The organism is Virgibacillus pantothenticus (assembly GCF_018075365.1).
Lineage (GTDB): Bacteria > Bacillota > Bacilli > Bacillales > Amphibacillaceae > Virgibacillus > Virgibacillus pantothenticus.
Window position 1 is genome coordinate 2,613,769 of record NZ_CP073011.1, and the last position, 15,637, is coordinate 2,629,405.

The window sequence follows — 15,637 nt, forward strand, 5'->3', positions numbered from 1 at the left end:
ATCTTGCTGATTGTTTCATCTATGCATATAATGTTAACTATGGGAAAATAAAGGGGGAATATGTATGTTTTCGTCAACGTGGAATTGGATGTGGGAGAAACATGACGAAATAAAATCTATGTTTACGTTTTTTGTTAGGGCTAATACCTCTAGATTATCGACAAGTAGGTCCATAGACCCTTCTGATACTCTAGCAGGAAAAAATCATGATTATCGAGGCAACCGCAATTATAAACCAGGGCAGATCATCGGTTTAATTGCTGGACCATTACTTTTTGCCATCACTTTATTATTTTTTTCACCTGAAGGTTTGTCTCAGGAAGGCTTAGCAGTCTTAGCGAGTACCATTTGGATTGCCATTTGGTGGATGACAGAGGCCATACCAATACCTGCAACTTCCTTATTACCGATAATCCTATTTCCGTTAACTGGTGGATTAGATATAGGTACAACGACGTCTTCCTATGGAAGCGATACCATTTTTCTATTTATGGGTGGATTTATGATAGCGCTAGCAATGGAAAAATGGAATTTACACCGCAGAATTGCCTTATCGATTATTTCTGTAATTGGAACAAATACGAATCGAATTATTCTAGGATTCATGGTTTCTACTGGTTTTTTATCCATGTGGATTTCCAATACAGCTACAGCGATGATGATGGTTCCGATTGGATTAGCGATCATTTATCAAATTTCCGAGGCGTTAAAAGGGAACCCTTCCATAGACACATCAAAAGAAAACTTTGCTTTCGGAAAAGCTTTAATGCTAGGTATCGCTTATTCTGCTTCTGTTGGCGGAATTGCAACATTAATTGGCACTCCACCTAATGCCGCTCTAGCTGGAGTAATTAATAAAATGTATGGGATAGAGCTTTCCTTTGCCAAATGGATGCTATTTGGAGTACCAATTGCATGGGTCTTTATTTTAATCATCTGGTTTTACCTTATTAAAGTAGCCTACCCATTAAAATTAAAGGAATTACCAGGCGGAAAAGCGGTAATTCATCAGGAAATACAGAAGCTTGGCAAGTCTTCAGCAGAAGAAAAAGCTGTTTTCACAGTCTTTGTACTTACTGCTTGTGCCTGGATCTCACGTTCGTTTTTCCTTGTCCATATCAATCCAAACATTAATGATGCGATTATTGCAATGTGCGCTGCCGTCATTTTATTTTTACTGCCATCCAAAAATCATAAAGACACATTTTTACTAGATTGGAATACAGCAGTTAAACTTCCATGGGGCATTTTGTTATTATTCGGAGGCGGTTTAGCGATAGCAGCAGGATTTACACAGTCTGGCCTGTCTGAATGGATTGGAAATCAATTAACAGCATTGCAAGGCATTCATATTTTCATTGTATTGTTAGCCGTTACCGGACTAGTTATTTTCTTAACGGAAATCACTTCAAATACGGCAACAGCAAATATGATGTACCCGATTATGGCAGCGCTTGCTATAGCATTAGGAGTACACCCGTTTGTAGTTATGATCGCTGCTGGAGTGGCATCATCCTGTGCATTTATGCTGCCAGTTGCAACACCACCAAACGCCGTCGTCTTTGGCTCGGGTTACTTGCGAATACAGGATATGGCTAAATCCGGCTTTGCTTTAAATATTATTGGCACCATTCTTGTTACATTAGCAATCTATTTCTTACTCCCTATTTTCTGGGGCATAAACATTAATGAAGTGCCTAACTTTGTAAAGTAGAAGATTTTAGCGTGGTGGAGGATAACATAAGTAAAATGTCATGAAGACGGTTCGAAATAAAATAACAGTCAATTAAAATGAGGTGTTTGAATTCGATTGAACTATAACCTATTTTTAAAGTCTAACATGTGGGAGCTATAGTTGATAACAAGCTCCCACATGTTTTTTCCATTGTTTAATGCTAGAAATGGAAGTTATAGAATAAATAGCATATGTTGAAATGTTAACGGCACTTCAAGCCCAAATAGGTCACCACGCTATTTTCCCCATAATAACTTCATTGTTTGCGCCAGTTGCTGCAGGAAGATTATTCGTTCTTTGCTTATAGCATTGATACCCTAATATAGCAAAGGAGATAGCCTCTTTGGCATCTGCGGACATCCCAATCTCTTCTATCCCGTACACGCTTACATCTAGAGACAAATAATTGGCAATAAATCGCATTAACGTTTTATTATATCTCCCTCCTCCACTAATGAATACTTCCTTTAAATTAGCAGACTTTATAAACTTATTTATTTCCATAGCGATTGTTTTTGCAGTTAGAGCTGTTATCGTAGTAATCTTATCTGTATGATTCATCTGATAACGCTCTCCTTCTTGCCATAATCTTTTTGCAAACGCTTCGCCAAATAACTCTCTTCCTGTACTTTTTGGGGCCGCTAGCTGAAAGTAAGGATGGTCCAAGAGCTGTGACAACCAATCTTCATTAACCTTCCCCTTCGCTGCTATATCGCCATTTTTGTCATAATTCTGTGTATGATTAGTAGCCCAGCTTGTAAAAGCATCTATAATCATATTCCCCGGACCTGTATCATATGCTAAAACATTCGTTTCTGTACACCCCTTTGGAAGAATGGTAACATTTGAAATTCCTCCAATATTGACGAGTACTCTCCCATGTTCTTCTTTTCGAAACAATTTATAATCCGTATAAGGAACTAGTGGGGCTCCTTGTCCTCCAGCAGCCATATCCCTTGTTCTAAAATCACCAATTGTCATAATTCCCGTTTTTTCTGCAATCATTCCAATATCCCCAATCTGTAAAGTTGAGGTTACTTCGCTTCCTGCAATCATCTTTGGTTCTGGTTGATGAAAAATAGTTTGACCATGTGAACTAATTAATGATATTTGTTTGGATGATAGCCCCGCTTCTTGTATTGCTTTAAGCGAGGCATCCGCAAATAGTTTTCCAAGGTACATGTTCATACTTGATATTTCCTCAATGCTTGCTGTTTTAGGATTACATATGGTTGAAATTTTATCTCTAATTGTTTGCGAGTATGACAAACTAGTAAAATGCAACAGTTTAAAATCTAACGTATCCATTTGGTCTTTTATTTCAACAACAGCTACATCAACTCCATCTAAGGATGTACCAGACATTAAACCAACAACAAGATTGCTTGACTGTCTTGAACCTAGCATATTTCATTATCCTTTCTTTTTAAATATAACAAGTACATAAGCATTTTAGATTGTTCTCCTGTTAACTATAGCACAACACACAACTTTATTGAAATTATATTTCAAAATATAAAAGATATAGATGTATTTATGTTTCAATTGATTCAAATACTCAACTTGTTATTTAAAAATGAAAGAACTTAGAAGTTATTGTTTTCGACGTAAGCTTTTTGGTAAATGGAAAATGATTAACGCTAATCCAATTCCTAAACTAATATAGGGCAGAACAAGAGTTGGATCTTCATAAATAAAATATGCCCCTACGCCGGTAAAAAGCCATCCCATTAATTCGTAAAGTAGATGTTTGAACATCTAGTCTATTCCCCTCCTCTCAGATGCTTATTTTTTTGAAATTTAGTGGCAAAATGAACAAAGAATAAGTACGCAATTGGTAACAAACCAAGTAATATAATTAAACCATTCCAATGAAAATAATGCCATATAGGAGCTAAAGCTGAACTTCCTAAGGAAACCCCAATATAATAAGCTACTAAATATAAACTGGAAGCACTTCCTTTGTGATGCGTTGCTGTTTCACTTACAGAAGATGCTGTAAGTGAATGGGCTGTGAAAAAGCCAAGACACGCAATACAAAGTCCTACCATGATGATGATTAACGAATTGCTTAGCGTAATGAATACCCCTAGCGAGAGCGTTAGAATTCCAGCTACACGTACCTTTTTCAATCCAATAAATCCTGAAAGCCATCCAGCTAATGGCGAACCAACTACACCGAGTCCGTATGCAAAGAAGAAATAAGATATGGTTTGCAATGGCAATAAAAATGGCTCTTCCTGCATGTGAAATGGAAAATATGTCCAAACTCCTGTAAACGACATTTGCAAAATAATCCCTAACCCAAATACGAGCAGAAGCGCAGGGTTTTTAAGATGAAATACGAACCCTTCGATATCTTTTTTAAATCGTAAATTACTGGGCTGGAAGAAGCTTGAACGAGGTAGCATCAAATGGACAAGTAACCATATAATGGTTCCACTAATTGCTAAACCATAGAATGCAGTCTGCCACGATACAACGTCTGCAATGACCCCCGTTATTACTCTTCCAACCATGCCACCAAGCGCATTACTAGAAATGTATAGCGCCGTTGCAAAAGCCGCACTTTTAGGTTCAATCTCCTCATGAATATATGCAAGAGCCGCTGCTGGCAGCCCAGCAAGCGCAAACCCCTGGATAAGTCGAAGCACAATCAATACGATAAAACCGTCTGTCAAAGGCATCAGTAAAAAAGGGATGATAGATCCTAATAGGGACAGTTTAATAAATTTCGTCCTGCCCATCCGATCAGATAAAAATCCTAACATAATCAGACCAACAATTAACCCAATAATGGTAAACGACATAGACAAACTGGATACAGATACACTAACTTCAAATTCCTCCACAAATACAGGGAGCAGTGGCTGGACAGCATACATACTAGCAAAAATAAAAAAAGAAGCTAACGCTAGACTAGCTGTAATTTTCCAAAAGTAAATATCTTTTAAACTATATGGTGACGAGTCGCTCCATTTGTCATTCATCGCTTCTTTCTTCGTCATTCTCTGTTCATCAGTCGAATACATACTTATCTCTCCCGGCTCCGAAACCAAATATGACCACAATCATGGCTACTATAATTAACGTTACTAATGGAATATCCCAAGTTTGTGTTGCGTCAAACAAAAAGCCTATGGCAATCGGACCAAAAGCTGCGAGAATATACCCAAAAGACTGCGCCATTCCAGACAACTGAGCAGCTTGCTTTGCATCTCGAGCACGCATTCCAAGTAATGTTAATGCTAAAGCGAACATTCCACTTAATGAAAAACCAATCAAAACAATACTAATGATCATGGTCCCAAACGTTTGCCCCCATAAAAGACCTCCATAACCACTAATGGCGAATAATCCCATTACGAGCACGACACCTTGCTGTGAACGAAATTTACCAGCAATGACAGGGACAATAAAACTTGCCGGCAAACCAATAAATTGCATGAAAGATAACAACCACCCAGCAGCTGAAGCAGTTATTCCATTCGCCTGCAGAATTTCCGGCATCCAGGAGATGGTGACGTAAAATAAAGAAGATTGAAATCCCATAAACCCAGCAACTTGCCATGCTAATGGGGAGCACCATATTTGATTTTTAGTACTATTTCCATAATACACCACATGTCGTTCTCCTTTTTTCCGTTTCATTAAGAGAAACCAAACTACAATCCCCGCAAACGCAGGAACCGCCCATACCCATAAGGCAATTTGCCATCCCATGCCTAGTCCTTCAGCAATTGGAACACTTACCCCTGAAGCTAATGCCGCAAAAACCCCCATTGCTGTAGAATAAATACTCGTCATAAGTGCTACCTTAAATGGGAAGTTTTCTTTTATGATGCTCGGTAATAACACATTACAAACTGCTATCCCTAACCCAACGAATAATGTTCCTGCAAAAAGAAGACCAATAATTGCAAAACTGCGCAGGCTAATACCGATAAACAGAATAAGCAGACCTGCCACCATCACAGATTCATTTGAATATCGATGACTTAATCTGGCTACTAACGGAGACGTGATTGCAAATGCTAATAGTGGAAGACTTGTAAGTAATCCTGCACTCCAGTTAGCTAGTTCAAGGCGATCACGTATCACACCAATAAGAGGACCCACAGATGTGATTGCTGGACGTAAGTTAAAAGCAGCGACTATGATTCCCGTTATTAATAAATATTTGTACAATATGGCTTTCTTTTCGTTTGTTTGCTCCACTTCGTCGCTACTCTCCTTTGTAAAGAATTCCTCTCTAATATAGCATAACTTGCTCATTCCTATAAGAGGCTTCTGTAAAAGGAACGTTAAAATTGAATCTTCAGTCAATAGAATTTTATTTATCCCACTAATTGTTAGTTCGTAGGTGTAACCTGATGGTCTCTGATTAGAACCGGGCATTTGATTTGCAGTTGAACCTTTCGTTACCTTTCATTTCACCCCCAATTTTGAAACAAAGGTCCTACTACCAGCCAGTTACATGCGTGACAAAGCATTGTTTAACGGTTGTACCTTAAAAATATCCTTCCTCAAAGAAATAGACATGTGAATTTTTAATAAGAACACCTTTCCGTTTTTGATTTTTCTGATATTTCTCGTTGCGCTTGATTGCTATTAGATAAGTCATTTAAATAGTTAAATATAAAAGACAGTTGCTTTTTTCTATAGGAAAATTCCAAATGTCTCATGGTTACACATTTTAATAGTAAATGCTTGTTCAATTTTATCCCTTCCGTTTGCCAATCCAATTTTTCAACATCTCCTTTGCTATTTTAGCTTATATTCACGATTTATTAGGACTAAGTGCCTGTTTAATCCAGCATTACCAAGACTATATACCCACCTAGCAAATGAAGTCAAGTTCGCATTAAAACAGTTGTATGTCGAAAGGAAGTTAGTATTTCAGAAAATTGCCGAAACAACTACATTGTTGTCTAATGATGACAATGTAGCACACTTTATTTAAAATATATTGTATGAAAAAGACGAAAGTTTTTTAACTTTAACTTTAACTTTCCGATTTCACACTCTATCTATGTATTTACACAACGATGAACATATGCGTACACGGAGGGCGAATACAACTAGCAATGATAAAGCAATTCGCTTATTGGCTCGCTTTAGCTTTTATGGTATACTATTGGCACAATAATACATATACTAAAAAGACCACAGAGAAAGCTGTGGTCTAAGGATAAGCGGTCCTTAAAACGAGGATCAGCTGTATAGAAATAGGCCTCTACGATTAGTTACTCGATACTGGAGGTCTATTTTTTATTAATTATTCGCACGATCAGTGTCAACAGCGTCACCAGAAAGGTGCCAAACGCAAAAATCACAACAAAAACTTCATAAACATTCACCTGGCTCCCCCCTTTCTTTTAGGGCTAGCCGGCCGATCCTACAAGAACATTATCTATACCTAGTATGCCATACATATAGAAATAAATACCCGAAAACAGAACATTTGTTCCGTTTTTTTCTACATGTATGTTACAAGCAATCATAAGCTTGTATACTTCATTGTATGCTCTCACTCTCTTAAGATGTAATGCATTTAAAAGGTATTGTTACTAAATAGTCGTTTTAATGAACATAAAAAAAGGTACAACGGTCTGAAAGATAACAGTAGTTGTTAGATGTACATAAAAGGAAGCTTGTAACATACATGGGAGCTTAGTGCCTTCAGGTAAGACTTATCAGACAAGTCATTATTTGAAAGGTCGAATATTGTTCTATAAGCATAAAGTGAATCTTCAACAGTGGGGGTTTTCATTCATCCCCCACTTAGACTTGTTGCAGTACAGAATATTCAACTCCTCAAGTGGGAGTCTTACAGCACCTTATATACGGGATAAAAAATCGGTTGGCAGCACATGGCTGTCAACCGATCTTTATCATTACTCTTCTTCAGCTTTGGTGTCCGTTTTAGGGTCATTTTTAGGACCACCATAGAAGTATTTACTTTCATCAATTGGCTCCCAATCTTCGTTTGGCGTATAAAAACGAAGTAGATCGCCATATAGCACTTCATCAGAGAGTTCTAATTCTTTCATAACTGTATCATGCATTTCCTTCATCTCATCCGTAGGCTCTTCAATGACTTCTTTTGTTTCACTATCATAATATTTTCCGTCTACATAGCTAAATTCTGGTGCCATGAAATTCCCATTACGGAATGGAACAAACTCTTTATGATCTTTAGAAAACATGTCTGTACCAAACTGAATATAATCTTTAGCATCAATCCCCAAAATGTGAAGCAATGTCGGCATAACATCGATTTGACCAGCATACGTTTCTTTTGTTCCTTCACTCTCAACACCTGGAATGCGAATCATAAACGGAACACGCTGTAAATCTGCGTTTTTCATTGGAGTAATTTCTTCACCAGTGATTTCTTCCATTGCTCGATTATGATTGTCTGAAATACCATAGTGATCTCCGTAAATCATAATAATCGAGTCTTCATAAAGCCCTTTTTCTTTCAGATCTTCGAAGAACTCTTCTAGTGACTCATCCAAATAACGCGCTGTTTGGAAATATCGGTCTACAGAGCCGTCTCCAGTTTCAGCAGGGTCAATCGTTGCGTCTTCCTCATCAATCAAATATGGGTGATGATGAGTCAAAGTCATCATATGTGCATAGAATGGTTGTTCCATATCTTCTAAATAAGGCATGGATTGTTCAAAGAAAGGTTTATCCTTTAACCCATAATTAATAACATTTTCTTCACTCATATCATAGAAATCTTCATGATAGAATTCGTTAATACCTAGATGCTTATACACTTCATCACGATTCCAAAACGACTTTCCATCACCGTGAAATACAGAGCTCGTATAGTTCTGTTCTTGATCAAGGATAGCTGGCAACGCTTGATACGTATTATTGCCTTTCGTTACAAAAGCCGCCCCTTGTGGAAGGCCGTACAAAGATGTGTCAAGTATCAATTCTGCATCTGCTGTTTTTCCTTGCTCTGTTTGATGGAAAAAGTTATTAAAATAAGTGAAGCCTTTTTCCTGATCATTAACTAGAGAATTAAGAAACGGCGTTACTTCTTCCCCGTGGAGCTTGTAATCAATCAAGAAAGATTGAAACGACTCTAAATGAATTTTAATAATATTTTTTCCTTTTCCTTTACCAAAATACTTCTCATTTGGTTTTGCATATTTGGACTTTGTATAATTCTCAACTTTTGTAATATCGCTACTATCAGCTAAAACACGTCTTGTTGATGTTTTAGCACTTTGAACTGCATCATAAATTGTAAAATTAAATGCGCCTAAATATTTTACTAGGTAATTTCTGTCAAATGTCCGTTCTAGTAATTGTGGACGATCAGCCTCTGCTAAACCAAGATTAATAGTGAATGCTAACACACCAGCAGCAATAACTAAAAAAGGTTTACGAAGTTGAATTCGTTGTACGGACCAGTTTTTCCTTATAAAGACAAATAAACCAATCAGGAAAATGATGTCAATCGCATAAAGTAAGTCGCTCCATTTTGCTAAATCTGCGATACTTCCACCAATGCTTCCGAAATTATCTGTTTGAAGCATGGTTGGAATGGTAATAAAATCACTATTAAAGCGATAAAAAACAACGTTAGCATATAAAACAAACGAAAGAATCGTATCAATAATGATTATCCAGATTCCCGCTTTTCTTCCTTTCGCAAACAACGCTAGTCCTAGAAAAATCAACCCAGAGTTTAGCGGATTGAAGAATAATAGAAATTCTTGCATCACCCCACTTACACCCAAGCTAAATTCATATTTATATATTAAATACGTTTTCACCCAAAAAAGTACCAGTGCTACCGCGAAGAATCCTAATTTACTGGATATTAATTTCTTCACTTTTTTCACCTCAAATTATTTAAAATCAAATTTTGCTTTTTTAATTTCATTTAAATTAAATATTAATTTTTCTTAATACGATTGTTAATTATAGCGCATTATCCCCTGTGGGTCAATTATTTTCTAAGAGTGATAGTTGACTAGTTTTATCATGTTTTGTCGAATCATCTATATTATCATTGCTTCAAGTTAAACTTCATAGCTTGAGTTATTCAATTATTCCCATTTTTACCAAGAACAAAGGCGCTGGGGACCCGTTTAGTAACGTAGTGAATGGAACGAATCAACTAAAGATAAAGTGAACCTTCAATCAGCGGGGTTTTCTTCTATCCCCGCTAATTGTTAGTACCACCAGGGTATGACCTAAAGGCCCTTGAACGAATTGGGGATTTAGTTGCTGCTGCCTCCCACTTCGACTTGTTTAGCTCATCGCTTCCATTCTTGAAGTGGGAGTCTACAACGCCTTTTTACGGGATAAAGGAATCATGCCACTAAAACTGGGGTATGCCGACGTCTGAGCGGCAAGCCCGTTTTAGTCGGCCTTCCTCTTAAAGGCGAACCGATGATGCGCCTTATCGAAGGGCGCATTTCTAAAGTCGCATCGTTGCTGGGCGCTGAAGCCGGACGTGGCTATTCAGTTATTTCGTTATCTCCAAGCACCTAATTTTATATTTTCTTATCTTTTAAAAAAAACCATGGTACTACCCATGGTTTTTATTATAAGAGGTTGTTCAAAACCCAAAATGACGCATCGCTGTTTCTAGTTGGCTTATTTCTCCGTCCCTTTTCCAAGGGAAAATGTGTTTCGAGGAAGCTTCACTAGTGCTCATGTATCTATTCCGTATATGGGGTTCTGCTACTCAAATCGTCCACATCCTGTGACGGGCACAGAAGTCAGTACATCCTGTACAAGCGCGCTACTCGAAACATCACCGTCTCGAACTCAGGCGCACAGGACGTGCTAAGGTCGGCGTTGCAACTGGACAAGGAAGGCTACGCCAGCAATACATCGCCCGCAGAAAAAGTGTTTTTCTGTTTCAAGGACGCCTGAGACCATAGCCGACCTTGATCCTTTTTACCTTCTTTTTGATTAAGCACTATAAGGCACATGTCTATATAGTAAATCGCTGCATTAATGTCTTTAAATTATCTGCCAAATTAGCAAGTCGTTTTGCATTTGACGTTACTTCTTGCATCGAACTGCTCGCTTGCTGCGTTGAAGCGGAGGTTTGCTCGATACCAGCAGCTGATTCTTCCGAAATAGCTGCAATTTCTCCTACCGAGGCATTCATTTCTTTACTGCTATCAGAAACACGCTCAAAATGTGTTTTAACTACTGAAATAGAATCGGTCATCTCAGTAACAGATTGGTAAATTGCTTCAAACGTGTCTTTTGTTTTTGACATTTGCTCAGAACCATTTTCTACCTCTTTGTAACCATCTTGAAGTGAAGTAGTTACTTGATCCGACTCCGTTTGTATATCATTAACCACGCTTTTAATATCATTTAATGAGACAGAGACTTGCTCTGCCAACTTTCTTACCTCGTCAGCAACGACTGCAAACCCCTTACCATGCTCTCCCGCTCTTGCTGCTTCAATAGCAGCATTTAACGCTAATAAATTGGTTTGCTCGGCGACTTCACCAATTACGGTTACTAATTTCGAAATCTCCTGTGTCTTCATATCTAACCCACGGACACGGTCAACAGCATTTTTAACGATCTGGTCTATCTTCATCATTTGATCATTAGTTGTTTCCATAATTTCATGCCCGGATTTTGTTTTAGCTAATACGCCCTTAGAAGATTTCTCTATACTATCACTACTCTGAGTCACTTCTTGAATCGTACTGTTTAAATCATTCATCATACTGGCTAAATTTGCAGCATGATTTGCCTGATTTTCTGCGCCAGACGCAAGCTCTTCCATCGTCGCAGCCACTTGCTCTGTTCCTTGTTGCACCTCATTTGCTGCTTGATTTAATCCTTGTGATTTATCATCAACCACACTAGCCACACTTTTTATCGACATTAACAGTTCCTTCAATTGGTCATTCATTTCATTAGTCGCCATCATCAATTCAGCAACCTCATCTTTCCCTTTTGCTTGTATAGCTTCACTACTCAATTCCCCGTCAGCAATCTTTTTCATTCGATCCTTCAAACGTTGTAGCGGTTTTGCGATTGTATTAGCGGTTATGTATGCAGTAACCATTCCTAATACGACTACAACTACCGTAACGATTAAGCCCATCCATAAAGTAAACTCCCCTATTTGAATGACATTTTTGCCTTTTTCTGTAATCTTATTTTCGCTCGTTTGAGCTAACTCCTTAAAACCATCAATTAGCTGATTTCCAATTGGCCGGATTTCATTTGCCATGATCACTTTTGCTTTATCACTATTTCCCTTTTCCATTTCATGAAAAAACTTATCCGTAAGCTTTCCCCACTCCTTTTTCTTCTCCATTAAAGACTGAACCTTTTCCGAGTTATCGTGAGCTAAAACAAATTCCTCCAATTCGATTGTTTTTTCAACGGTATTTTCAAAATTCTGTTTATATCTTTCATCATTATATAATAAGTATCCTCGCAAATAGCCTGTTCGTTCAGCCATATTAAGTGCCAGCTGTTCGTGAGCGACTAAGATCTGCATATCTTGTTTTATGATTTCTTTTGTATCTTGATTACTTTTATTAATACTACCTACATTTACAATGCCTAATAATATTACTAATATAATGACAATAGAAAAAGCAAAGATAAGTTTCATTCGAATACTTTTAAATGTAAAAAGTTTGCGCATGCTCCTGCCTCCTTATATGTTATGAAGCCTTTGATGATGTTAACCTATTTATCTTTTCAAGCCATACTTGTAGTAGCTGGCTGCTACAATGCAAAGTTTATTTAAACAAATTGATCGCCGCACCACCCATTATCTAATTCAAAGATACCCCTCATCTATTTTCAGATATCGTAATAATTCCTCCCAACAGCATAAACTTAAATACTCGCAATCATCCAATAAAATGCAACTTTAATCAGTAGAAATTTTCCTCCATCTCCTATAAATGTTAGTACCGTAATGGTATGACCTAAGACCATTTGCCGAATCAGGTACTTAGTAGATGCTTTATTCCCCCAATTAGACTTTTTTGTATCATTTTCAACGCTTGAAATGGAAGATTTATTACATCTTATATTTCTGAGAAGTGTAAGTTTTATCCTCGATATAACCTACTTATCTTTTATCGGTACATACAAGTAAAACATAAAGTGTTTATGTGAGTGATGATGTTGTTTTTTTTATTTTCGAATGAAACAGTCTATTTATAGTATTGCAGAAGCATACTCCAGAAAAATCTTTCATTGAATTACATACAGGCATCTGTTTTTTGTAATTAATAAATGTTGGTCGCTTACCGATATTAGTAATTAGAGAGATAGTTATCCAGTGATTCTTTCTTTCCGAATAACTTGAGTGAACATTACTGCTTTACAACATGACTAGGAGTGTGGATAAAATGAATAAATCAACAGATAGTCAAGTAAATATACACCCAATGCTGCAATCTTTTGTTACAGTTGCCCCTTTTTTACAAGACTTAATGAATGAAGATGTTACAATTGGAATTTATGATACGGAAAAGCTCATCATTAATTTTCCAGCAACAACCTTCTCTTTAAATGTAAAACCCGGGGATCCATTAGTAGAGGGGGACATTGTTACCAATGCAATTCGTCAAAACAAAAATCAAGCAGCTATAGTTCCAGCGGAGTTGTTCGGTGTAAACTTAATTGCCAGGGCTATACCTCTTCACGATGAAATCGGCAACGTTATTGGTGGTGTTGGAATAGGACTTAGCGTGGAAAGAGCAAATCAGCTTTCTGAGATTTCCTCTAATTTATCGACTGTATTTGAGGAGGTAACCAATACAATACAGGATATGGCTGAATCGATTACAGGTTTAGCAAACAATATGTCATTTATATCTGAAAAAGCTACCGAAGTTACGAATCGCGTAGATACGATTGAAGAGGTTTCCAACGTAGTGAAAGGAATTGCTGATCAAAGTAATTTGTTAGGACTGAATGCAGCGATTGAATCAGCTAGAGCGGGAGAGCATGGAAGAGGTTTTTCAGTAGTTGCGGATGAAATTAGAAAGATGGCTGCAAATTCCAAAGATCAGGTTATTGAAATTCAGACCATAACAAATAACGTTAAAGAAGTGATTTCTAATTTAGATAAATACATTCAAGAGGCGAATGGTGAATCAGATAGCCAATCAGCAGCCATTGAGGAGCTATCAGCAACGATTCAAGAAGTGAATGGTAACATTCAAATTTTAGCTCAGCTTGCCAAAGAAAATATCCAGCTAAAAAATTAACTTATTATGGAGGGTTATATATGTCATTTAAGAATTTATCCAGTCAATATATTAATGGAATTTGGAAAGAAGGAACGTCTTCTCGTGTTATGGAGAACAAAAATCCCTACAACGGTGAGCTTATTGCTACATATCAAGCAGCAAGTAAAAAAGATGTAGACAGCGCTTATCAAGCTGCAGCTACTGTACAGAAAAGCTGGGCAAAAACCAATCCTGTTTTAAAACGAGAGGTTTTTGAAAACGCAGTTCAATTTATTAAGGACAATCATGAATCCATCGTTAATATCATTATCGACGAAATCGGTGGCACAAGGTTAAAAGCAGAATTTGAAATTGGTCTTGTCACAAATATGATAAAAGAAGCTTCAACATTTCCATTTCGCATGGATGGAAAGATTTTAACTTCTCCTATTGATGATAAAGAAAATCGGGTTTATCGAATTCCCGTTGGCGTGGTAGGTGTAATCAGTCCGTTTAATTTTCCATTCTTCCTATCCATGAAATCTGTAGCAACTGCACTAGCAGCAGGTAATGGAGTCGTTTTAAAGCCGCATGAGCATACACCGATTACAGGTGGAACCATGATCGCATCTATTTTTGAGAATGCAGGCTTGCCAAAGGGGCTACTTAACGTAATTACAACGGAGATCTCGGAAATCGGCGATCACTTTGTTGCACATCCTATTCCAAGGGCTATTTCCTTTACCGGATCTACAAAGGTAGGCAAGCATATTGGTGCAGTTGCTGGCAAATATTTAAAGGAAGCTCATCTTGAATTAGGAGGAAATAGTGCCCTGATCGTATTAGAGGATGCAGATCTTGATTTGGCGGTGAGTGCTGCGGTATTTAGCCGTTTTACACATCAAGGTCAAATTTGTATGTCGGCCAATAGACTGATTATTCATGAAAAAGTCTATGAAGCATTTGTTGATAAATATGTGGCTAAAGTAGCTACATTAACTTGTGGTGATCCCAAAAATCCCAACACCATTATAGGACCACTTATTAATGAGCAACAAGTAGAAACGACAAAAGCTTTAATTGCTAAAGGCATTCAAGAAGGAGCTAAGCCAATTCTCCAAGGTAAAATAGAAGGAAATGTAGTTGAGCCAGTTGTTTTCACGGATGTAACTCCCGATATGTCCATTGCGCAAGAGGAGTTGTTTGCACCTGTTGTCTCCATTCTTAAAGCAGCTGATGAGCAAGAGATTATTTCATATGCAAATGATACATTATATGGCTTAAGTGGTGCCATTCATACTAGTGACATTGAACGTGGGGCAGAGCTTGCAAAGCAAATGGATACCGGAATGATTCATATTAATGACGGTACGATCAACGATGAACCTCATGTAGCGTTTGGTGGTGTAAAAAGTTCCGGTTTAGGCCGATTAAATGGAGATTGGAGCTTAGATGCCTTTACTACCTTTAAATGGATTAGCATTCAGCATAAAGCTAGAAGCTATCCATACAGTTAATAAAAACAAATGGATGGGGATATATAATTGAATCCTTTAAATTAGGAGGGCTTTTTCATCCCCCACAGGAAATGGAAATGCTTTATATTTAATTAATTACTTTTTTACCAATGTTTGTTAATATTATATAAAGTGAATCTTCCATCAGTAGGGTTTTCATTCATCCCCCACTGATT

The 15,637-nt window shown here is 37.4% G+C and carries 11 protein-coding genes; 3 read left to right on the forward strand and 8 right to left on the reverse strand.

The genetic code is table 11. The features are described 5' to 3' along the window. The first annotated feature begins 64 nt into the window (after positions 1-64). The gene (locus tag KBP50_RS12280; RefSeq protein ID WP_050352291.1) at positions 65-1,714 is read left to right on the forward strand and encodes an SLC13 family permease; all 1,650 of its coding nucleotides are present in this window, start codon (positions 65-67) and stop codon (positions 1,712-1,714) included. A 249-nt stretch (positions 1,715-1,963) separates the two neighbouring features. Here KBP50_RS12280 and KBP50_RS12285 read toward each other — a convergent pair whose 3' ends face one another. From KBP50_RS12285 to KBP50_RS12320, 8 genes are all read right to left on the reverse strand, one after another. Further along, positions 1,964-3,142, reverse strand: coding sequence for an anhydro-N-acetylmuramic acid kinase (locus KBP50_RS12285; protein ID WP_050352290.1), 1,179 nt, complete (start codon positions 3,140-3,142; stop codon positions 1,964-1,966). Positions 3,143-3,328: 186 nt separating this feature from the next. Beyond that, the gene (locus KBP50_RS12290; RefSeq protein ID WP_156875372.1) at positions 3,329-3,493 is read right to left on the reverse strand and encodes a hypothetical protein; all 165 of its coding nucleotides are present in this window, start codon (positions 3,491-3,493) and stop codon (positions 3,329-3,331) included. Positions 3,494-3,498: 5 nt separating this feature from the next. Then, positions 3,499-4,767 carry an MFS transporter gene (locus KBP50_RS12295; protein ID WP_232231218.1) on the reverse strand — a complete coding sequence of 423 codons (1,269 nt, stop codon included), beginning with the start codon at positions 4,765-4,767 and terminating at the stop codon, positions 3,499-3,501. Next, complete coding sequence (locus KBP50_RS12300) at positions 4,754-5,953, reverse strand: CynX/NimT family MFS transporter (protein ID WP_050352289.1); 1,200 nt, start codon at positions 5,951-5,953, stop codon at positions 4,754-4,756. Before KBP50_RS12300 ends, KBP50_RS12295 begins: the two co-directional genes overlap by 14 nt. Positions 5,954-6,285: 332 nt before the next feature. Further along, complete coding sequence (locus KBP50_RS12305) at positions 6,286-6,480, reverse strand: hypothetical protein (protein WP_050352288.1); 195 nt, start codon at positions 6,478-6,480, stop codon at positions 6,286-6,288. Positions 6,481-6,999: 519 nt separating this feature from the next. Continuing rightward, a complete protein-coding gene (locus tag KBP50_RS22500) occupies positions 7,000-7,095 on the reverse strand; it encodes a putative holin-like toxin (RefSeq protein WP_072742087.1) in 96 nt (31 codons plus the stop codon). A gap of 537 nt (positions 7,096-7,632) precedes the next feature. Continuing rightward, entirely contained in the window at positions 7,633-9,594 is a 1,962-nt protein-coding gene (gene ltaS / locus KBP50_RS12315) for a lipoteichoic acid synthase (protein ID WP_050352287.1), read from the reverse strand. Positions 9,595-10,706: 1,112 nt separating this feature from the next. Continuing rightward, entirely contained in the window at positions 10,707-12,401 is a 1,695-nt protein-coding gene (locus KBP50_RS12320) for a methyl-accepting chemotaxis protein (RefSeq protein WP_050352286.1), read from the reverse strand. Between the two features lie 718 nt (positions 12,402-13,119). Here KBP50_RS12320 and KBP50_RS12325 point away from each other — a divergent pair. Continuing rightward, complete coding sequence (locus KBP50_RS12325; RefSeq protein ID WP_050352285.1) at positions 13,120-13,983, forward strand: methyl-accepting chemotaxis protein; 864 nt, start codon at positions 13,120-13,122, stop codon at positions 13,981-13,983. A gap of 20 nt (positions 13,984-14,003) precedes the next feature. After that, positions 14,004-15,461 (forward strand): aldehyde dehydrogenase family protein, encoded by a 1,458-nt coding sequence (locus tag KBP50_RS12330; protein ID WP_050352284.1) that lies wholly within the window; start codon positions 14,004-14,006, stop codon positions 15,459-15,461. Positions 15,462-15,637 lie beyond the last annotated feature (176 nt).

Coding starts and splice junctions, on each gene's coding strand:
- KBP50_RS12330 (WP_050352284.1), top strand. CDS start 14,004: ATGTCATTTAAGAATTTATCCAGTCAATATATTAATGGAATTTGGAAA.
- KBP50_RS12290 (WP_156875372.1), bottom strand. CDS start 3,493: ATGTTCAAACATCTACTTTACGAATTAATGGGATGGCTTTTTACCGGC.
- KBP50_RS12320 (WP_050352286.1), bottom strand. CDS start 12,401: ATGCGCAAACTTTTTACATTTAAAAGTATTCGAATGAAACTTATCTTT.
- KBP50_RS12325 (WP_050352285.1), top strand. CDS start 13,120: ATGAATAAATCAACAGATAGTCAAGTAAATATACACCCAATGCTGCAA.
- KBP50_RS12280 (WP_050352291.1), top strand. CDS start 65: ATGTTTTCGTCAACGTGGAATTGGATGTGGGAGAAACATGACGAAATA.
- KBP50_RS12295 (WP_232231218.1), bottom strand. CDS start 4,767: ATGTATTCGACTGATGAACAGAGAATGACGAAGAAAGAAGCGATGAAT.
- KBP50_RS12285 (WP_050352290.1), bottom strand. CDS start 3,142: ATGCTAGGTTCAAGACAGTCAAGCAATCTTGTTGTTGGTTTAATGTCT.